The 19,573-nt window shown below is 66.0% G+C and carries 15 protein-coding genes; 13 read left to right on the forward strand and 2 right to left on the reverse strand.

The window, feature by feature from the left end; translation table 11 throughout:
- The first annotated feature begins 192 nt into the window (after positions 1-192).
- From FHT08_RS17830 to FHT08_RS17840, 3 genes are all read left to right on the forward strand, one after another.
- The gene (locus tag FHT08_RS17830) at positions 193-2,421 is read left to right on the forward strand and encodes a S9 family peptidase (RefSeq protein WP_166776117.1); all 2,229 of its coding nucleotides are present in this window, start codon (positions 193-195) and stop codon (positions 2,419-2,421) included.
- A gap of 173 nt (positions 2,422-2,594) precedes the next feature.
- Positions 2,595-3,068: a cytochrome c oxidase assembly factor Coa1 family protein gene (locus FHT08_RS17835; protein ID WP_104537926.1), complete on the forward strand. Its 474-nt coding sequence runs from the start codon at positions 2,595-2,597 to the stop codon at positions 3,066-3,068.
- A gap of 68 nt (positions 3,069-3,136) precedes the next feature.
- Positions 3,137-4,921, forward strand: a complete 1,785-nt coding sequence (locus tag FHT08_RS17840; protein WP_166776120.1) for a DUF885 domain-containing protein — start codon at positions 3,137-3,139, stop codon at positions 4,919-4,921.
- Between the two features lie 820 nt (positions 4,922-5,741).
- On the opposite strand, the gene FHT08_RS17845 is transcribed toward FHT08_RS17840, so the two are convergent.
- Positions 5,742-6,188: a hypothetical protein gene (locus FHT08_RS17845; RefSeq protein ID WP_166776122.1), complete on the reverse strand. Its 447-nt coding sequence runs from the start codon at positions 6,186-6,188 to the stop codon at positions 5,742-5,744.
- 201 nt (positions 6,189-6,389) lie between these two features.
- Between FHT08_RS17845 and FHT08_RS17850 the strand changes: the two genes are divergently transcribed.
- The 4 genes from FHT08_RS17850 (at position 6,390) to FHT08_RS17865 (ending at position 10,742) form a co-directional block, all read left to right on the forward strand.
- A complete protein-coding gene (locus FHT08_RS17850) occupies positions 6,390-6,632 on the forward strand; it encodes a hypothetical protein (protein ID WP_024939083.1) in 243 nt (80 codons plus the stop codon).
- 256 nt (positions 6,633-6,888) lie between these two features.
- The gene (gene hemB, locus FHT08_RS17855; protein ID WP_166776124.1) at positions 6,889-7,878 is read left to right on the forward strand and encodes a porphobilinogen synthase; all 990 of its coding nucleotides are present in this window, start codon (positions 6,889-6,891) and stop codon (positions 7,876-7,878) included.
- 77 nt (positions 7,879-7,955) lie between these two features.
- A complete protein-coding gene (locus FHT08_RS17860; RefSeq protein WP_166776126.1) occupies positions 7,956-8,105 on the forward strand; it encodes a hypothetical protein in 150 nt (49 codons plus the stop codon).
- A 117-nt stretch (positions 8,106-8,222) separates the two neighbouring features.
- Positions 8,223-10,742, forward strand: coding sequence for a sulfite reductase flavoprotein subunit alpha (locus FHT08_RS17865; protein WP_166776128.1), 2,520 nt, complete (start codon positions 8,223-8,225; stop codon positions 10,740-10,742).
- A gap of 840 nt (positions 10,743-11,582) precedes the next feature.
- Here the strand turns inward: FHT08_RS17865 and FHT08_RS17875 are convergent.
- On the reverse strand, positions 11,583-12,464 hold the full coding sequence (locus FHT08_RS17875; protein WP_166776130.1) for a PD40 domain-containing protein: 882 nt from the start codon (positions 12,462-12,464) through the stop codon (positions 11,583-11,585).
- Between the two features lie 52 nt (positions 12,465-12,516).
- Between FHT08_RS17875 and aroE the strand changes: the two genes are divergently transcribed.
- From aroE to FHT08_RS17905, 6 genes are all read left to right on the forward strand, one after another.
- Entirely contained in the window at positions 12,517-13,368 is an 852-nt protein-coding gene (gene aroE, locus FHT08_RS17880) for a shikimate dehydrogenase (protein ID WP_047130032.1), read from the forward strand.
- Entirely contained in the window at positions 13,358-13,732 is a 375-nt protein-coding gene (locus tag FHT08_RS17885; protein WP_181126307.1) for a hypothetical protein, read from the forward strand. The genes aroE and FHT08_RS17885 overlap by 11 nt, the downstream gene beginning before the upstream one ends.
- Positions 13,729-13,965, forward strand: coding sequence for a hypothetical protein (locus FHT08_RS17890; protein WP_104537678.1), 237 nt, complete (start codon positions 13,729-13,731; stop codon positions 13,963-13,965). The genes FHT08_RS17885 and FHT08_RS17890 overlap by 4 nt, the downstream gene beginning before the upstream one ends.
- A gap of 252 nt (positions 13,966-14,217) precedes the next feature.
- On the forward strand, positions 14,218-16,353 hold the full coding sequence (dinG, locus tag FHT08_RS17895; protein ID WP_166776132.1) for an ATP-dependent DNA helicase DinG: 2,136 nt from the start codon (positions 14,218-14,220) through the stop codon (positions 16,351-16,353).
- A 486-nt stretch (positions 16,354-16,839) separates the two neighbouring features.
- Complete coding sequence (gene katB / locus FHT08_RS17900; RefSeq protein WP_181141282.1) at positions 16,840-18,345, forward strand: catalase KatB; 1,506 nt, start codon at positions 16,840-16,842, stop codon at positions 18,343-18,345.
- Between the two features lie 58 nt (positions 18,346-18,403).
- Complete coding sequence (locus tag FHT08_RS17905; RefSeq protein WP_104537681.1) at positions 18,404-18,979, forward strand: ankyrin repeat domain-containing protein; 576 nt, start codon at positions 18,404-18,406, stop codon at positions 18,977-18,979.
- The last annotated feature ends 594 nt before the right edge of the window (positions 18,980-19,573 follow it).

Consider the following 19,573-nt stretch of genomic DNA (forward strand, 5'->3'; position numbering starts at 1 on the left):
CACGTACAGCAATTCAACACGGCGCCTGAGCCCCGCTCCCGCCGGGAGAGGGGTTGGGGTGAGGGTGCGGTCCGCGCGCTTTAGCGCCGCGTGCACAAAATGGCAGGACCTCCACGCGCGCCATCAGCCGCCGCGCTTCTCAAACACCCCACGCGCCCGCATCCTGTGCGTTATCTCACGACAGGATCTTCGATGCGCGCCCTGCTCGCCGCCCTTGCCCTCATGCTCAGCACGACCGCCACCGCCCACTCCGAAAAACTCACCCTCGACGCCATCACCGGCCCGTTGCCGTTGTCCGGCCCGACGTTGATGAAACCCAAGGTCGCCCCTGACGGCTCGCGGGTGAGTTTCCTGCGCGGCAAGGACAGCGACCGCAATCAACTGGATCTGTGGGAGTACGACATCGCCAGCGGCCAGACCCGCCTGCTGGTCGATTCCAAAATCGTCCTGCCCGGTACCGAAACGCTCAGCGATGTCGAAAAGGCCCGCCGCGAGCGCCAACGCATCGCTGCCTTCGCCGGCATCGTCGATTACCAATGGGCGCCGGATGCACATGCATTGTTGTTCCCGCTCGGTGGCGAGCTGTATCTGTACGACCTGCGCAAGACCGGTGCGGCGGCAGTGCGCAAGCTCACCCACGGTGAAGGCTTCGCCACCGACGCCAAGCTCTCGCCCAGGGGCGGTTTCGTCAGCTTCGTGCGGCAGCGCAACCTGTGGGTGATCGATCTGGCCAGCGGCAACCAATTGCAGCTCACCAGCGACGGCAGCGAGACCATCGGCAACGGCGTGGCCGAGTTCGTCGCCGACGAGGAAATGGATCGCCACACCGGCTACTGGTGGGCGCCGGACGACTCGGCGATCGCCTTCGCGCGTATCGACGAATCCGGCGTGCCGGTGCAAAAGCGCCCGGAAGTCTATGCCGACCATACCGAGGTCATCAGCCAGCGCTATCCGCAGGCCGGCCAACCCAACGTGGCCGTGCGACTGGGTGTGATCGCACCGCGCGCCAATGCCGCGCCGCGCTGGATCGAGCTGGGCAATAACCCCGATATCTATCTGGCACGGGTGGATTGGCGCGATGCGCAGCGGCTGACCTTCCAGCGCCAGTCGCGCGACCAGAAAACCCTCGAGTTGATCGAAACCACGCTGGCCAGCGGCAAGCAACGCGTGCTGATCACCGAGACCTCGCCGACCTGGGTGCCGCTCCACAACGATCTACGTTTTCTCAAGGACGGTCGCTTCATCTGGACCTCCGAGCGCAGCGGCTACGAGCATCTGTACGTGGCATCGGAAGATGGCCGCACGCTCACGCCGCTGACCTCCGGCGCCTGGGTGGTCGATGCACTGCTCGCCGTCGATGAGCAGGCCGGCACGGTGTATTTTTCCGCCAGCAAGGAATCGCCGACCCAGGCCCACCTCTACGCCGTGCCGCTGGCCGGCGGTGCGATCGAACAACGTTCGACAACCCACGGCACGCACGCCGCCAGTTTCGCCGGCAATGCCAGCGTGTATGTCGATACCTGGTCCAACACCGCCACGCCGCCGCAGATCGAGCTGTTCCATGCCAATGGCGAAAAGATCGCCACATTGCTTAATAACGACCTGGCCGATCCGCAACATCCTTACGCCAGATACCGCGATGCGCAGCGCCCGGTGGAATTCGGCACGCTCACTGCTGCCGACGGCACCACGTCGCTGCAGTATCGGCTGATCAAACCGGACAACTTCGACCCGGCCAAGCGCTATCCGGTGGTGGTGTACGTGTATGGCGGCCCCGCCGCGCAGACCGTGCTCGATGCCTGGCCGAGCCGTGGCGATGCGCTGTTCGATCAGTACCTTGCCCAGCGCGGTTATGTGGTGTTCTCGCTGGACAACCGCGGCACGCCGCGGCGTGGCCGCGCCTTCGGTGGCGCGTTGTACGGCAGGCAGGGCACGGTGGAAGTGGACGACCAGCTGCAAGGCGTGGCCTGGCTCAAGGCGCAGCGCTGGGTCGATCCCACGCGCATCGGCGTGCAGGGCTGGTCCAACGGCGGCTACATGACGCTGATGCTGCTGGCCAGGCACAGCGAGGCCTATGCCTGCGGTGTGGCCGGCGCACCGGTTACCGACTGGGGGCTGTACGACACCCATTACACCGAGCGTTACATGGACCTGCCGGCCGGCAATGCCGACGGCTATCGCGCCGCACGCATTGCCACTCATCTGGATGGCATGCGCGCCAAGCTGCTGCTGATCCACGGCATGGCCGACGACAACGTGCTGTTCACCAACTCCACCGCGCTGATGAGCGCGTTGCAGGCGCGCGGCACCGCCTTCGAATTGATGACCTATCCCGGCGCCAAGCACGGCTTGTCCGGCAGCACTGCCTTGCATCGTTACAAGACCGCAGAGGCCTTCATCCAGCGCTGTCTGACGCCCTGAGCGGCCGACAACCGGGTGCCAGGGGCGCGCGAACAGCAATGGTAAAGTGGCCGCCGATGCCTAGCATCGGCGACATCCGGCGACATCCGGCGGCGTTGGTCGCGCGGTGGCGTTGTTCGTCGCTTGCCCCACCTGCAGTCGTGCGCCAACCGCTGGTCTACAAGGACGTTGCCATGTCATCGCCGCCGCCGATTCCCGCTGCATCGCCCCGCACGCTGCAATCGCCCAACGTCTGGAGCCGGCACTGGAAGTGGATCGTCCCCGGCATCGGCGTGGCGCTGTTCCTGCTGCTGGCCTTGGCGATTGGCGGGTTGCTCTCGGTGGTTGCCGCAACGCTGAAGTCCAGCGATGTGTACCGCGATGCGCTTCGCATCGCGCGTGCCGATGCGCGCGTGACCCGGGCGCTGGGGACACCGGTCGAGGACGCGTTCCTGCCCAGTGGCAGCATCCGCTACACCGGTCAGGCAGGAGATGCCCGCTTCAGCGTGGACCTGCACGGGCCGCGCGGCGAGGGAAGCCTGCAGGTGGACGCCACCCGCAGGCACGGGCAATGGCGCTACCAAACGCTGACATTCGCCAGCGGACAGGCCGATCCAATCAACCTGGTAGCTGACCCGCAAGCGCCGCCGCAACCCCGCGGGCCATGACCTAAGACGCATTGCCGCCACCGCTGCGGATGGGTAGGGTCGCGCTACTCAACTTGCGGATCCGCCCCATGAAACCACTCGTTCTCGCCGTTGCGCTGGCGCTCGGTGCTTCGCTGCCATTGCAGGCACAGCCCGGTGAAACCGCGCAGGCCCAGCCCGTCACGCCGGCCTGGGTGCAGACCAGCAACGGCTACGCACAGATCCTGCTGAACGCGCAGGCGCCGTTCCAGCCCGAATACGCCAGTTTCTTCGGCGTGCCCGGCTACGACGACCAGGTCATCGACCTGGGGCCAAACAACACCGCGCGCTACCGCGATGCGATGAGCAAGGCGCGCGCTGCGTTGCAGGCCAAGCTGGCCACCGAGCGCGACGTCAATGTGCGCCAGGACCTGCAGATCATGATCGCTGCGGCCGAGCAGAACATCGCAGGCAGCGAACTCAACGAGCGCTATCTGCTGCCGTGGAACGACGCCCCACAGCTGGTCTTCAGCGGCCTCAATGGATTGCTGTCCGACCAGACCGTGCCCGAGCGCCGCGCCAAGGCGCTGGACCGCCTCAAGCGCTACGTCGGCCTAGTGCCGGGCAGCACGCCGACCACCACGCTGGCCCGCCAGCGCTACGAAGAACAGCTTGGCAACACCGCCTTGCTGCAGCCCACCCGGCGCGAAGTTGAGCAGGCGCTGGCGAATGTGGATACCTACGTCGCCGGCATCGGCGAGTTGTTCGCCAAGTACAAGATCGCCGGCGGCGACGAAGCGCTCAAGGCGATGTCCACCCAGTTGAAGGATTACGCCAACTGGACCCGTACCACGGTACTGCCGAAGGCGCGCAAGGACACCCGCCTGCCCGAACCGCTGTATGCCTTCCAGCTCAAGCAGGTCGGCATCGATATCGCCCCGCAGCAGCTGATCCAGCGCGCGCAGCTGGAATTCATGGAAACCCGCTCGGCGATGCGTCAGCTGGCGCCGCTGGTGGCCAAGGCCAAGGGCGTGCAGGGCAGCGATTATGTGCAGGTGATCCGTGCGCTCAAGGGCAACAAGATCGCCGACGACCAGCTGGAAACCCACTACCGCAGCGTGATCGACCAGATCGACCCGATCATCCGTCAGCAGCGCATCGTCGATGTGCCCAACCGCCCGATGCAGATGCGCCTGGGCAGTGCGGCCGAAAGTGCTGCGCAACCGGCGCCGCACTTCTTGCCGGCACCGCTGATCGGCAATACCGGCCAGCAGGGCCAGTTCGTGCTGCCGCTGGGCAACCCGACCGCCGATGGAGCCAAGAAGGAACAGTACGACGACTTCAACTTCGGCTCGGCCGCCTGGACGCTCAGCGCGCACGAAGGCCGCCCCGGACACGAGCTGCAGTTCACCGCCATGGTCGAACGCGGCGTGTCGCTGGCGCGCAGCCTATTTGCGTTCAACTCGGTCAACGTCGAAGGCTGGGCGCTGTATGCCGAAGCCGAAATGGTCCCGTACGAACCGCTCGACGGTCAGCTGATCGCCCTGCAGTTCCGCCTGCTGCGCGCCGCCCGCGCGATGCTCGACCCGATGCTCAACCTCGGCCTGATCGACCGCGAACGCGCACGCCAGGTGCTCGAAGACGACGTCGGCCTCTCGCCAGCGATGACCCGCCAGGAACTGGACCGCTACACCGTCCGCGCGCCCGGCCAGGCCGGCAGCTACTTCTACGGCTACACCCGCATCCTCGAACTGCGCATGCGCACCGAGCTGGTCCTAGGCAAGAAGTTCGACCGCCTGGCCTTCAACAACTTCCTGCTCGACCAGGGCCTGCTGCCGCCGGACCAGCTCGCCAAGGCGGTGGAGACGCAGTTTGTTCCAGCGCAGCAGAAGTAAGCTCAGCAGGGTTTGCCGAACTGATTATTCTGCGCGGTTCAAGTGCTAAAACTAAGGCGCGGCCCTGAAGGCCGCGCCGATTTAATGAATAGCGCTATTCGGAGTTGCAGCCAGTTAAGGCAATACAGCTTCATTCGGAATAGAAAGAGAGTGATCTGCGCGCTGGCGAGAAGGTCTCACTGATAAGCCACCGCACAATTAATGAGCGAATGGAACATTCTCGGGTCGCTTCTGACCTGTCCACTTTCCTTGCTTCTTTGCTTGCGGACAAATGCTCTGATATTGCGCAAGCGCAGTGATGGCAGTCGGCGTCCAGGCCTGGAGGCACACTGGGCCGGCACAGCAAGGTGACGGACTGGGGAACAGGCAATATCCAGGTACGGCAACCCAGGTCGCGCTAATCGGATCTACCGGTATCCAATTCTTGTCTTCGTCTTTACAGCCCTGCGTACAGAAGACGAACGGATCGTCAGAGCGACAAACAAGCGTGACTCCCTTCTTCTGCGCCGCGGCTTCTCCCACAAAGCACATCGCCAACATCAACATCCATATCCAGCTTTTCATGACGATTCCTTAGATGACTGAGGCCAACGACTGCACTCTGCCAAGATCAAGTGAACAAGCGCAGTAAACAGGAAGCCTGGCACGCAAGGCTCAGGCGGTCCCAACCTGGCTGCCGCCAAAGGATACTGCATCCGATTTGGGGTTTCACTACAAGTCGGCTCGGTGCGCCTCTTGCCAGAAGCGCCCACAAAAACGCCCAGCATTTTCGTTACTAGGAGTTTTGCTGACGAAGGCATCCGAATCCGAGACAGGCGGTTCATTGGCCAGGCGGAGAGCGAGTGGCATCGCTAGCCCCCGCCGGCACCCAGATCGCCATGCCGGCCGCGCGCTTCTGGGTGGTCGGGATGCCGATGCCCAGCCCGCCGCCGACGCGGCCGCCGTAGCTGCCGCCGCCAACCGACAGGCCGCCGCCGGAGCGTTCCGAGCCCACCCCAACGATGACCACGCCGTTGGCGCCGAGCTTGGCGGCCTCACGCTTGAGGCGTTGCACGGCCGCATCGGTCTGGCCCTGGGTGCCGAAGCCAGCAGCGCTGGTGGATTCGAGCTGGGCGATCTCCACCGAGCCGGCCGGTGCGTTGGAATATACCTGCACCAGCGCCGGGTCGATCGGCGCGCGCGCCTGGCCCAGCATCACCTTGGAACTGCTGGCGCAACCGGCCAGGAGCATGGCTAGCGCAGCGGCGATGACGACATGCTTGTTCATGGTGCGGGCCCTGTTGACGACGATGATGGCGATGATCCGGCGCCTGGACTGAATCGCTCCGGACTTTGCCGCACCCTAGCCGTGCCCACGTGAGGCTACCGCCAAGCCGCCATTGGTCAGGGTGACCATCTGCCCACAGCGTCTTGGCGGGCGCGGCGCTAAGCTGATGCCATTCTTTAAATGGCGAGGTGGCACGTGGGATTGATCAGCCTGCTGTGGGGCATTGTGGCGCTGCTGTGGATGGTGCTGGCCTTCATCCCGCTGCTGGGCTGGGGCAACTGGTTTCTGATCCCGTTTGCGGCGTTGGGCGCGCTGATCGCGGCGATCGCGCTGCTGTTCACCTCGGCCGGCAATCGCGGGCGTGCCAAGACCGGCTTGCTGCTCAACGGCCTGGTGATCGTGGTCGGGGTGATCCGTCTGAGCCTGGGCGGCGGCGTGATCTAGCACGCGGCATTGCCTTCCAAGCAGGCCGCGCGATCTCGAAGGGCCGTGCACCTGCTGGCGATAGAGACGATCGACGCGTGGCACCGCCGCCAGCCGGGCGCACTCTCTATGGTGAGCTGACCGCGTGGTCCAGGCGGCTCGCGCTGGCGTCAATCGCAATGCGATCCGGCCCGTTGCAGCGCTGCGACACAGCGTCGCATCGCGTCCGGCGACGGGTCGCGGGCGTAAACTTGCGGGCTGCTGACAGGAGCCCCCGATGGCCCATCCCCACTACCGTCCCCGGCGCATGCGCCACGATGCGTTCTCGCGCCGTTTGATGCGCGAAAACACGCTGACCACCGATGACCTGATCTGGCCGGTGTTCGTGCACGAGTTGTCCGGCCGCGCGCCGATCGCGTCCATGCCCGGCGTCGAGCGTCTGTCGTTGGACGAGTTGCTGCGCGAAGCCGAAGCGGCCCTGGAGCTGGGTATTCCGGTGATCGACCTGTTCCCGGTGATCGACCCCGCCGGCAAGAGCCTGGACGCGGCCGAGGCGTGGAATCCGGACGGCCTGGCGCAGCGTGCGGTACGTGCGCTGAAAGCGCGGTTTCCCGAACTCGGCATCATGACCGACGTGGCGCTGGACCCGTACACCACGCACGGCCAGGACGGCATCATCGACGCCAAGGGCTATGTGCTCAACGAGATCACCGTCGAGGCGTTGGTCAGGCAATCGCTGTCGCATGCCGAAGCCGGTGTGGACATCATTTCGCCGTCGGACATGATGGATGGCCGCATCGGTGCGATCCGTCGCGCGCTGGACGCGCAGGACCACCTCAACGTGCGCATCATGGCCTACTCGGCCAAGTACGCCTCGGCGTTCTACGGCCCGTTCCGCGATGCGGTCGGCAGCGCCGGCAATCTGGGCAAGGCCGACAAGAGCACCTATCAAATGGACCCGGCCAACAGCGACGAGGCCATGCGCGAGATCGCGCTGGACCTGGAAGAGGGCGCGGACATGGTGATGGTCAAGCCGGGCATGCCGTACTTGGATGTGGTGCGGCGGGTGAAGCAGGAATTCCGCGTGCCGACCTTCGCCTATCAGGTCAGCGGCGAGTACGCGATGCTCAAGGCCGCCGCCGCCAATGGCTGGCTGGACGAACGCAAGTGCGTGCTGGAAGCGCTGATGGCGTTCAAGCGCGCCGGCGCCGATGGCGTGCTGACCTATTTCGCGCCGCAGGTGGCGCGCTGGTTGCGGGAAGGCTGAGTGCGGTGAGGCGGTGCTGTGACGCCTCCCAGGCGGGTAATCGGCACTTGCAGGCTTGGCGTGATTCGAAAGACGCAATGATCCCGCAGGCCGCGTTCTCTCGCGGCCTGCGCTTCGTGCGGCGTGCTGCAATCTGCTGGATGAGCAAGGATCGTGCAGCGCAGGCAGCTTTGGTCAGTCTGCCTTCCGCGGATGCGGGTACCGGCGTCGCTGCAATGAACGAGTGACAGGCCCATCGTTGCGTGATCGCGTCGCGTCAATGACGCAAGCCTCGAATCGCCACGCAAACTGCGATAACGATTCTCATCTACAATGGCGGGCCCACTGTTGCAGGCTGCTCGCGCGTGCTCAAGACCGCCCTGTTCCAATTGCACTGGCTGCTCGGCATCACGGCCGGGCTGGTGCTGTCGGTGATGGGGCTGACCGGCGCGTTGATGTCCTTCGAAGACGAGATCGTGCGGCTGGCCAATCCGGCCATCGCACAGCTGGCACAACGGCATACGGCAGGCGAGCGGCCATTGCCGGTGAATGTGCTGCTGCGCCGGCTCGATCTGGATCGACAACAGGCGGTCACCCGCATGCTGATCGATCCGACCGGCAAGCGCCCGTCCACCGCACGCCTGGCCGGCAAGGGCGGCGGCCGGGTGTATTTCGATCCGTATACCGGGGAGAAGGTTGCCGCTCCGCGGCTGAGCGGCGCGTTTGCCTTTATCGAGGACCTGCATCGCCATCTGACCGCGGGCAAGCGCGGCCAGGCGGTGACCGGTGCAAGCACCCTGATCCTGCTGTTCTTCTGCGCCTCCGGCCTGTATCTGCGTTGGCCGCGACGCTGGTGGAGTCTGCGCACCTGGTGGGCGGTGGAGTGGCGACGGCAGGGGCGCAGTTTTCTGTGGAGCCTGCATGCGGTGTTCGGCACCTGGTGTCTGCTGGTGTACCTGCTAGTGGCGCTGACCGGGCTGACCTGGTCCTACAACTGGTACCGCGACGGCGTGGTGGCCTTGCTCGGCACCGAGCCGGCGATGCGTGGCGACGGGCGCGATCATCGCCCCGCCACGGTGGATTTCGCAGCCGTGCAGCGCACCCTGGATGCCATCCCGGGCACGCACGGCACGGCACTGGACCTACGTATTCCGCCGCGTGCGGGTCAGCCGCTGAGCGTACGGTTCCTGCCCGATCATCCCGACCACGATCGCGCCTACGACAATCTGGAGATCGAGCCGGGCAGCGGTGCGTTGCTGCGTCGTCAGGACTATGCACTGCTGCCGCGCGGCCAGCAGTTGCTGGTGAGCATGTTTCCGCTGCACTCGGGCAGTTTCTTCGGGCTGCCGGGCCGCATCGTGGTGATGCTGGCCAGTGTCGGCATGTCGGTGTTCTTCGTGACCGGCTGGATGCTCTATCTGGATCGCCGCCGCAAGAAGCGCGCGCTGCGTGCCGCGCGCGATGTCCTGCACGGTGCACCTGCGGCCTCGCAAGCCGAGCCGTGGTTGATCGGGTTCGCCAGCCAGAGCGGGTTTGCCGAACGGCTGGCCTGGCAGGCGGCCGCGCATCTGCAGGCCGCCGGTCTGCCGGTGCAGGTGCGCTCGCTGGCACAGCTCACCGCGCAGCATCTGCAGGGCTCACGGCATGCCTTGTTCGTGGTCAGCACCTTCGGCGATGGCGAGCCGCCGGACACCGCGCGCAGCTTCGAGCGCGAACTGTTGCGCCAGCGCATGACGCTGTCGCAGCTGACCTATGCCGTGCTGGCCCTGGGCGACCGCCAGTACGCGCAGTTCTGCGGGTTTTCGCGACGCATCGAGCAGTGGTTGCAGGCGCAAGGCGCGCAGCCATTGTTTCCGGCAGTGGAGATGGACAACACCGATCCGCAGGCCCTGGCGCAATGGCATGCGCAATTGGCGCAGATTGCCGGTGCGCCGGTGGCCGCCGTGCCGCTGGCACGCCCGACGCTGCTGCACTGGACGTTGTCGGCGCGCACGCATCTCAACCCGGGTAGCGAGGGAGCACCGATCTGGCAGATCGATCTGCTGCCACCGTCCGGCACGCAGTGGCAGGCCGGCGACATTCTCGAAGTGCAGCCGGCGCACGCCTATACGCACGTCCGCGCGTGCCTGGCTGCGTGGGGACTGCCGCCCGACGCGCTGGTGCATGTCGATGCGCAGTTGCTGCCGCTGCAGCAGGCCGTTGCCGAGCGCGTGCTGCCGGAGCCGCCCACGCGCCCGCCAACGCCGCATCCGGATCCGCAGACCTGGCTGGACGCCTGCGCCTGGCTGCCGACCCGCGACTACTCGCTGGCCAGCGTGCCGGCCGATGGCCTCGCGACTGCAGTGGTACGCCTGACCACAGGTACCGACGGCAGCCCCGGCCTGGGCTCGGGCTGGCTGATCTGCCACGCACCCGTCGGTGGGCAGATACGCGCGCGGTTGCGCACCAACCCCGGCTTCCATCGCGTCGAACAGGCGCCGATGGTGTTGATCGGCAACGGCACCGGTATCGCCGGCTTGCGCAGTCTGCTGCGCGAGGCCGAGCTGGCCGGCGTGCACGGGCATTGGCTGCTGTTCGGCGAACGGCAGGCCGCGCACGATGGTCTGTTCGCCGACGAACTCCAGGCCTGGCATGCGCGTGGCCATCTGCAGCAGCTGGACCGGGTGTTCTCGCGCGACCAGGCGCACAAGCGCTACGTGCAGCATCACTTGCGCGAGACCGGCGATACCTTGCGCCACTGGATCGATCGCGGTGCGGTGATCCATGTCTGCGGCAGCCTGGACAGCATGGCGCGTGAGGTCGATGCCACACTGCGCGAATTGCTGGGCGAGGCGCGCCTGGAGTCGCTGACCGCAGCGGGACGTTATCGGCGCGATGTGTATTGAGCGCGGCCATCGCCACTGCATCGCTGCGTTGGAGCGCTAACAAAAAATCTAGCGCGCAGTCGTCAGGCGTGGTGCGGATGGCGTGGAGGAACCGCGGGGAACGAGGTTTATATGCTGCTTCCTAGCGCAACTGTGCCCGTCTTGCAGTGAGCGCAGTGGTGTTCGTTGGCTGCATCCTGTTGCATGCAGGCGAGAGCCTGGTTGATCGAGGGCGCGATGCCCTCACCACTTCCGGGACACGCCGTGAATCCGTCCATGGAGGCTCCTTGGCGGCATCCATGCCGCCAAGGGTCCCGCAACCGGTAAGGACATCACGCCTGCCAAGTTGGTCGTGCGCTGATGGAATTGCAAAAGCGGGATGACTTAAGCGAGGCGACTTAACGCAGCGGCCTGGCCGCTTGTATGCATGTGTGGATGACTGTTAGCGACAGGGGGCAAACCCAATCCACTTGCTGCCCGCCTTCGACGGAATGTTTTGGAAATCAGACCACGTCTGCCAGATCACAAGGATCATGCAACCACCGCTGCATCTGACCGCCGGCTGCCGCTCCCGCTTCTGACCATGCACACCGACCATCTCGACTGGCCCTTGCCCGCTCACCGTCGCGGGACCTTACGCGGCATGGATGCCGCGTAAGAGCCTACACGGACGTACTTGCGGCGTGTCCCGCGATGGTGGGCGGGCAAGGGCCCTGCGACCAAGCTTCAGATCAGCAGCCCTACAGTCAAACCTCAGATCAGCATCCCTGCAGCGTGACCCAGATCATCCGCTTTACAACAGCTTGGCCCGAAGTCGTATTCCCGGCAGCTCCTGGCCCGAGTCTGCGCACCCACCCATCCTCAACGGCAGCTCGTATCTCCATCCACCGCCGGCGCCTTCATCCGATAGATGTCCAACTGCCCCGCACGCGGTGCGCGCGCGCTGCCGGTCACCAGCAACTCGCCTGGCTTGGCCGCATCCACCACCGCACCGAAGGTGCGTTCCTGCGGCCCGTTGAACGACAGCGGCAATGCCTGGCCCACGGTGTAATGGCCGTTGTTGCAGGTCGCCAGCAATAACTGGCTGGGACCATCCTGTTGGCCGCGTGCCCACACCAGACCCCGTCCATCGCCAAGCCAGGCCGCATCCAGCTCGTCGGCAGCGCTGTTGATATCGCTCAGCGCCACCGGCGCGATGAAGGTCTGCCCCTCCCAGCGCGCCACGAAGATGTCCATGCCGCCGGCGCCGCCGTGGCCGTCGCTGGCGAACAACAGGCGCGTGCCGTCCAGCGACAGTGTCGGGGAACGCTCGTCGCCGCGGCTGTTGATCGCCGCGCCCAGCGATTGCACCGCACCGATCAGGCCCTGCGCGTCCACCGGCGCGCGATACAGGTCGGCGCCGCCGGCACCGCCAGGCCGGGTGGAGGCGAACAGCAGCCAGCGGCCATCGGCACTGAACAGCGGGGAGGTCTCGTCCTGCGCGGTGTTGATCGGCAGCACGTCTGCGTTCTGCCAGCGCCCGCCGCTCAACCGGGCCTGCCACAGATCCCAGCCCCCGCTGCCGCCGGCGCGGTCGCTGGCCCAGACGATGCGTTGCCCGTCCGGACTCAGCGTGGCGCGCGCTTCGTTGGCCGGGGTGGAGACCACGCCCATGCCTTCGATGCCGAATTCGGCAAGCCCCGACGCGGCGGGGACGCAGAGTAAACTTGCCGCCAGCGCGAGCAGTGTCCATCGAAGTTGCATGCGGGGTTCCTGCCTCAAGTCGCGCACAGTCTAGTCAACCAGAGAGCGTTTCATGCCCGTATCCCGTTATGCCGTGTTCGGTCACCCCGTCGCCCATTCGCTGTCGCCGGCCATCCATGCCGACTTCGGGAAGCAGACCGGCATCGCGCTGGACTACACCGCCATCGACGCACCGCCGGAAGAGTTCGCTGCCGCGCTGGAGCGCTTCGCCGACGAAGGAGGCAAGGGCGCAAACGTCACCCTGCCGCTGAAGGAAGCCGCCTTCGGGTTGTCGGCCAGCCTGAGCGATCGCGCGCGTCTGGCCGGTGCGGTCAACACGCTGGTGCGCAACGACGGGCAGTGGCAGGGCGACAACACCGATGGCGCCGGCCTGGTGCGTGATCTGACCGACCGCCACGGGCTGGATCTGCGTGGTCGCCGAGTGCTGCTGCTCGGCGCCGGTGGTGCCGCGCGCGGTGTGGCGCCGGCGCTGCTGGAAGCGGGCATCACCGAGATGGTGGTGGTGAACCGCTCGCCCGAGCGCGCCGATGCCTTGTGCGATGCGCTCGGCGAACCGGGGCGGGTGGTCTCGCGCTACATCGAAGACCTGCGCGATCTGGGCGACTTCGAACTGATCGTCAACGCCACTGCGGCTGGGCGCGATCGCGACGCCGGTGCGTTCGCCATGCCGCTGGGCCTGGTCAACAGCCTCACCGCAGCGGTCGATCTCAATTACGGCGCCACCGCCATCGCATTCCTGGCCTGGGCACGCGCGGCGCAATGCCGCTACGCCGTCGATGGCCTGGGCATGCTGGTGGAGCAGGCGGCCGAGAGTTTCTCGCTGTGGCACGGGGTGCGCCCGGACACCGACCCGGTCTACGCCGCGCTGCGCGCGCGCGAGGCCCTTCTGGTCAGTGCCGACTGAGGTGGGCAGCGTCACCGCCACCGATATCCTGCTGACGCTGGTCACCAGCCTGCTGTCGCGCGTGCCGATGCTGATCGCGTTGCTGCTCGGGCTGGTTCTGCTGTGGCGTGCCTCGCAAAGCACGTTGCGGCGTACCGGGCTGGCCGCGCTCTGGCTGCTGCTGGGCTGCCTGTTTGCCGAGGTTGCCTTCCAGGCGATTCCGATGCTGTTGCTGCAGCAAGGCAATGTGCGTCAGATCAGCATGGTGGCCAGCATCGCCCACTTCGTGCTGATGGCGGTGCAAGGCGTGGGCATCGGCGTGCTGGTGTGGACGCTGGCAGGCAGCCTGCAACGCGTGCCGCCCGCCGCCGGCCCGCGCCCATGATTCCGCTCAAAGCCATCGCCCTGGTGGTGGTCGGGCTGGTCAGTGCCGGGCAGGGCGGGTGGACGCTGCTGCATCCGCAGGCGCTGGCTGCGGTCAATCGCGGTGGCCTGCTGTATGAACGCTTCGGGCCCGCTGGCGTGGGCGCCGGCATGTTGCTGATGGGCGTCGCAATGGTAGTCATCGGACTGGTATGGGCGCGCCATGCATGGCCGCCGCGGACGCAAGGCCGCTGACACGTGGCGCGACGTTGCCTGCTCGTTGCAGGCAGCGCAGGGTGATTGGGTCGGCATCCATTGCGCGACCTTTCGGGCCAGGACGTGCGGCCAGTGCCCGCCGGCGATGAGCGGATCCGACGCATGCAGTGGCCGTGCAGCGTGCGTACCCGGGACCAGGCTGGCGGTGGCGCCGCCCCGCGCCAGCAAACACGTTCAGCCGAGTGCCACGCCGGTCGCAGGCGTTGCGCCGGTCCGTGCGAAAATAGCGCGATGAATGAAGTCGCCCCACCGGCCGCGCCGTCGGCGCCCGTTCCCACCCAGCGTGTTCTGACCGACCCGATCAAGGCCGGCATCCGCGAGGCCTACGCAAAGCTGCAGGCCAACACGCCCGGCTTCGCCACACGGCGGGCGCAGAGCCAGATGATCGGCCTGGTCTCGCGCGCACTGGCCACCTCCGGCGGCATCGGCATTGCCGAGGCGCCAACCGGTGTGGGCAAGAGCCTGGGCTATCTCACCGCCGGCGTGCCGATCGCGCTGGCCACCAAGAAAAAACTGGTCATCAGCACCGGCACCGTGGCGCTGCAGTCGCAGTTGGTGGAGCGCGACATCCCGGCCTTCCTTACGGCCACCGGGCTGCAAGCCACCGTCGCGCTGGCCAAGGGCCGTACCCGCTACCTGTGCACGCGCAACGCTGCCGAGCTGCAGGGCGAAGCCAGCCAGGAAGGCATGTTCGACGATGAGCAGGCGCTCTACGACCGCCCGCTCAGCCCGGCCGACGCGGATCTGGCCAAGCGCCTGGCCAAGGCCTACGCCGAGCGCAGCTGGAACGGCGATCTGGACGATGCGCCGGAACAGATCTCGGTGCCGCTGCGCCTGCGCATCACCACGCCGGCCTCCGGCTGTGCCGGTCGCCGCTGCAGCTACGCCGCGCAATGCCCGGTGCTGAAGGCGCGCACCGACGTGCGCGAAGCGCAGATCGTGGTCACCAACCATGCATTGCTGCTGTCGTCGCTGTCGCTGGGCGACGCCGAAAACGGCCAGCCATTGATCGCCCCGCCCGCCGACATGCTGCTGGTGCTCGACGAAGGCCATCACATCGCCGGTGTGGCGATCGACCAGGGCGCCGCCAACCTGCCATTGGACGAGATGGCCAAGCGCACCGGCCGGTTGCAGATCCTCATCGCTGCCGCCTACCGCGCGGTGGACAAGGACAAGCTCGGCAACCTGCTGCCCAACGAGGCGATCGAGGTGGCTGCGCGCGTGTCCAAGCTGCTCAAGGCCTTCCACGCCGAGGTCGAACGTGTGTGGAAGCCCGAGCCCGGCGAGCGCGATCCCTTGTGGCGTGCGGCCAACGGCAAGCTGCCGCCGCAATGGGGCCCGGCGATCGAAGAACTCGGCGAAGAAACCCGCGCGTTGTTCAACTGGGTGCATGCCGCACACAGTGCGATCGCCAAGGGCAAGCAGGACGACTCGGCGCGCGAACGCCTGCAGCGCAGCCTCGGCCTGGCCCTGGAGATGGCCGAGCAGCAACACAATCTGTGGAGCGGCTGGCGGCGCGAAGACAAGCAAGGCCAGCCGCCGATGGCACGCTGGATCACGCTCTCGCGCGACGGCGATCTGATCTGCCATTGCTCGCCGGTGTCGGCTGCGCAGGTGCTGCGCACGATGATCTGGGACGAGGTGGATTCGGTGGTGATGACCTCGGCCACCTTGACCGGCGGCGGCGATTTCCAATCGTTCGCGATCGACAACGGTCTGCCCGATCACGCCGAGATGGCCTCGCTGGCTTCACCGTTCGACCTGCCCAACCAGGCCGAATTGGTCGTGCCCAACTTCCCGGTCACTCCCGACGATCGCGAAGGTCACCCGAAGGAGGTCGCGCGTTACCTGGTGCGCGAACTCGACTGGACCGCCAAGGGCAGCATCGTGCTGTTCACTTCGCGCTGGAAGATGGAAAAGGTCGCCGACCTGATGCCGCTGGCGCAGCGCAACCGCGTGCTGGTGCAGGGCGAGGGCAACAAGTCGCAACTGATCACCGAACACCTGCGCCGTATCGCCGCCGGCGAGGGCTCGGTGCTGTTTGGCCTGAATTCGTTCGGCGAAGGTCTGGATCTTCCCGGCGATGCCTGCACCACCGTGGTCATCACCCAGGTGCCGTTCGCGGTGCCGACCGACCCGCAGACCTCGACGCTGAGCGAATGGCTGGAGAGTCGCGGCCACAATGCCTTCAACCTGATCGCCATCCCGCACGCGCTGCGCACGCTCACGCAGTTTGCGGGCCGCTTGATCCGCAGTTCCAGCGACCACGGGCGCGTGATCATCCTCGACTCGCGCCTGCTGACACGTCGCTACGGCAAACGCATCATCGACGCGTTGCCACCGTTCAAGCGGGTGATCGGGCGTTGATCGATCACTGCTGCAGTGATGCAGTGGCCCGCTGACAAGCAGCAACCTGCATCTGCGGCGCTGCATGACCGACGCATGGCGTCCGCCATTCGCACCCTGACGAGCGCAGTGCCACGACAGTGCTGATTGATGCTGCAGCTGCATTTTGAATGCGAGGCGCAGTGCATCCTGCCCGGAACGTCAGCTCGACGTAAAACGGATGCAAGACGAAGACGTTTGACCACCACCCCGAACGTTTGCAACCTCGTATCGCAGCATCAGCTTGTTCCCGCCGCACTTGCGTCCATGCAGACGAAGACGGTCTGTGGATCATTGCTCGCCTATCTCAACCTACTGCCGGGGCATTTAGCGATACATATCACGCAACGCACCCACCATCATGTTTGCCTATCGCAGCGATCATAACTAACGACTTCTCACGCTTCGGTCTGCTGGCGATGATTCAGCTCCCTCAAACGAGCTGACGCCATGCGCCCTGGATCCCTCATGGTGCTAGCCCTGCTAGCCCCGACGCTGATCGCCCCGCCGGTTTTCGCCCAATCCGCTCTGACCCGCGACAACGGCGCCAAGGTCGGTGACAACCAGAATTCGCAGACCGCCGGGGCCAATGGCCCGGCCCTGCTGCAGGACGTGCAACTGATCCAGAAGCTGCAGCGCTTCGATCGCGAACGTATTCCCGAGCGCGTGGTGCATGCACGCGGCACCGGCGTCAAAGGCGAGTTCACCGCCACCGCCGATCTGTCCAGCCTGACCAAGGCCAAGGTGTTCAGTGCCGGCGAAAAGACCCCGGTGTTCGTGCGCTTCTCCTCGGTGGTGCACGGCAACCACTCGCCGGAAACGTTGCGCGACCCGCACGGCTTCGCCACCAAGTTCTACACCAGCGAAGGCAACTGGGATCTGGTCGGCAACAACTTCCCGACCTTCTTCATCCGCGATGCGATCAAGTTCCCCGACATGGTCCACGCGTTCAAGCCGGACCCGCGCACCAACCTGGACGACGATTCGCGCCGCTTCGATTTCTTCTCGCACGTGCCCGAAGGCACCCGCACGCTGACGCTGCTGTACTCCAACGAAGGCACCCCCGCCGGCTACCGCTTCATGGATGGCAACGGTGTGCACGCCTACAAGCTGGTCAATGCGCAGGGTGAAGTGCATTACGTCAAGTTCCACTGGAAGACGCTGCAGGGCATCAAGAACCTCGACCCCAAGCAGGTCGCCGCCGTCCAGGCCAAGGACTACAGCCACCTGACCAACGATCTGGTCGGTGCGATCAAGAAGGGCGACTTCCCGAAGTGGGACCTGTACGTACAGGTGCTCAAGCCGGAAGACCTGGCCAAGTTCGATTTCGATCCGCTGGACGCCACCAAGATCTGGCCGGACGTACCGGAGCAGAAGGTCGGCCAGATGGTGTTGAACAAGAACGTCGACAACTTCTTCCAGGAAACCGAGCAGGTCGCAATGGCGCCGGCCAACCTGGTGCCGGGCATCGAGCCGTCGGAAGACCGCCTGCTGCAGGGTCGCATCTTTTCCTACGCCGACACCCAGCTGTATCGCATCGGTGCCAACGGCCTGAACCTGCCGGTCAACCGTCCGCGTGTGGCCGTCAACAACGGCAACCAGGATGGCGAAGGCAACAACGGGCACACCACCAGCGGCGTGAACTACGAGCCGAGCCGCCTGGAGCCGCGTCCGCAGGACACCGCCGCGCGTTACAGCGCGTTGCCGCTGTCGGGCACCACCCAGCAGGCCAAGATCACCCGCGAGCAGAACTTCAAGCAGGCCGGTGAGCTGTATCGGTCCTACAGCAAGAAGGATCGGGCCGATCTGGTGCAGAGTTTCGGCGAGTCGCTGGCCACCACCGACACCGAGAGCAAGCACATCCTGCTGTCGTTCCTGTACAAGGCCGACCCCGAGTACGGCACTGGCGTGACGCGTGTCGCCAAGGGCGACCTGGCCCGGGTCAAGCAACTGGCCTCCAGCCTGCAGGACTGATCCACCCACGGCATCGCGGCCTGTGCCGCGGTGCCGTTTTCGCTACCGGGAGAGCCACATGCGCACCCTGCTGTTTCTGATGCTTGGCACCCTGTCTGCGGCTGCCAACGCCGCCTCGCCCGCATCTGTCTCCACCAGCGCCACGACTGCCACCGCCGACCCGGCGCAGATCAAGCTGCAGCTGCGCGAGTACTTCTTCGACGCGGCACGCGAAGGGCGGCAGGACATGCTGGCCGAGTTCATCCGCTCGCACTACGACCTCAACACCCGTGATGAGAAGGGCTACACCGCCCTGATCCTGGCGGCCTATCACGGCCAGCGCCCGGCAGTGGAGCAGTTGCTCAGCGCCGGTGCCGACCCGTGTGTGCAGGACAAGCGCGGGAATACCGCGCTGATGGGTGCGATCTTCAAGGGCGAGTTGGGCATCGCCAAGCGCCTGATGCAGGCCGACTGCGCGCCGGACCAGCGCAACAACGCAGGCCAGACCGCGGCGATGTACGCCGCGTTGTTCCAGCGGACAGACGTGCTCAAGGATCTGGCCGCCAAGGGCGCGGACCTCAGCCTCAAGGACGGGCAGGGCAACGATGTGACCAAGCTGCAACGCGGCGAGTTTGCGACGTCCCCGGCGCGCTGAGCGCGCCAGTTATGCGTGGCGGGCAGTCATGTGTGACGCCAGGCGTCAGCAAACTCGCATGCGCCATGCGCCATGCGCCATGCGCCATGCGGCCGATGCCGATGCCGATGCCGATGCCAGTCAGGCCGCCAATGCCGGCGTGAGCCATCGGTAATGCTTGCTGCAGGGTGCCGCACCGTAGTGCACCGGCAAGCCGTCTGCAGTCCGCATCCGAGCAGTTTGCACGCATAGCGCTCGGCCACTCTCAACACGCTGTACGTAGTTGCGACGCCAGCTCGTCACGGCGGCCGTTGGGTGAGTCGCTGATCGCCACCGCCTGAGTCCTGCACCTCGATACCCGGCGCCTCGGCGGCCTCGCTCGCAGCACCCCATCGCGCGCGCTGAGGCCACCGGTGCGTGCCAGCGACCACCAGTTTCGCTATGGCCACCTACGCGGTTGCCGGTTGGCCGATGCGCGCCCTAGATGTCGTGCACGGTTGATCCCGAATCTGTTGATTGCTGGCCGACGCGCCGAAACTGCCTTGGCTGGCCGCCGAAGAGTGCGGTCACCGCCCCGTCGGTTTTCTGCCGCAGGTGCGTTGGATCTCCGGCGGA

Origin of the sequence: Xanthomonas sp. CFBP 8151, assembly GCF_011761885.1 — a bacterium.
In the GTDB taxonomy this organism is placed as follows: domain Bacteria; phylum Pseudomonadota; class Gammaproteobacteria; order Xanthomonadales; family Xanthomonadaceae; genus Xanthomonas; species Xanthomonas arboricola_B.

Coding starts and splice junctions, on each gene's coding strand:
- dinG (WP_166776132.1), top strand. CDS start 14,218: ATGAATGAAGTCGCCCCACCGGCCGCGCCGTCGGCGCCCGTTCCCACC.
- FHT08_RS17860 (WP_166776126.1), top strand. CDS start 7,956: ATGATCCCGCAGGCCGCGTTCTCTCGCGGCCTGCGCTTCGTGCGGCGT.
- FHT08_RS17845 (WP_166776122.1), bottom strand. CDS start 6,188: ATGAACAAGCATGTCGTCATCGCCGCTGCGCTAGCCATGCTCCTGGCC.
- aroE (WP_047130032.1), top strand. CDS start 12,517: ATGCCCGTATCCCGTTATGCCGTGTTCGGTCACCCCGTCGCCCATTCG.
- FHT08_RS17835 (WP_104537926.1), top strand. CDS start 2,595: ATGTCATCGCCGCCGCCGATTCCCGCTGCATCGCCCCGCACGCTGCAA.
- FHT08_RS17840 (WP_166776120.1), top strand. CDS start 3,137: ATGAAACCACTCGTTCTCGCCGTTGCGCTGGCGCTCGGTGCTTCGCTG.
- FHT08_RS17890 (WP_104537678.1), top strand. CDS start 13,729: ATGATTCCGCTCAAAGCCATCGCCCTGGTGGTGGTCGGGCTGGTCAGT.
- katB (WP_181141282.1), top strand. CDS start 16,840: ATGGTGCTAGCCCTGCTAGCCCCGACGCTGATCGCCCCGCCGGTTTTC.
- FHT08_RS17875 (WP_166776130.1), bottom strand. CDS start 12,464: ATGCAACTTCGATGGACACTGCTCGCGCTGGCGGCAAGTTTACTCTGC.
- FHT08_RS17830 (WP_166776117.1), top strand. CDS start 193: ATGCGCGCCCTGCTCGCCGCCCTTGCCCTCATGCTCAGCACGACCGCC.
- hemB (WP_166776124.1), top strand. CDS start 6,889: ATGGCCCATCCCCACTACCGTCCCCGGCGCATGCGCCACGATGCGTTC.
- FHT08_RS17905 (WP_104537681.1), top strand. CDS start 18,404: ATGCGCACCCTGCTGTTTCTGATGCTTGGCACCCTGTCTGCGGCTGCC.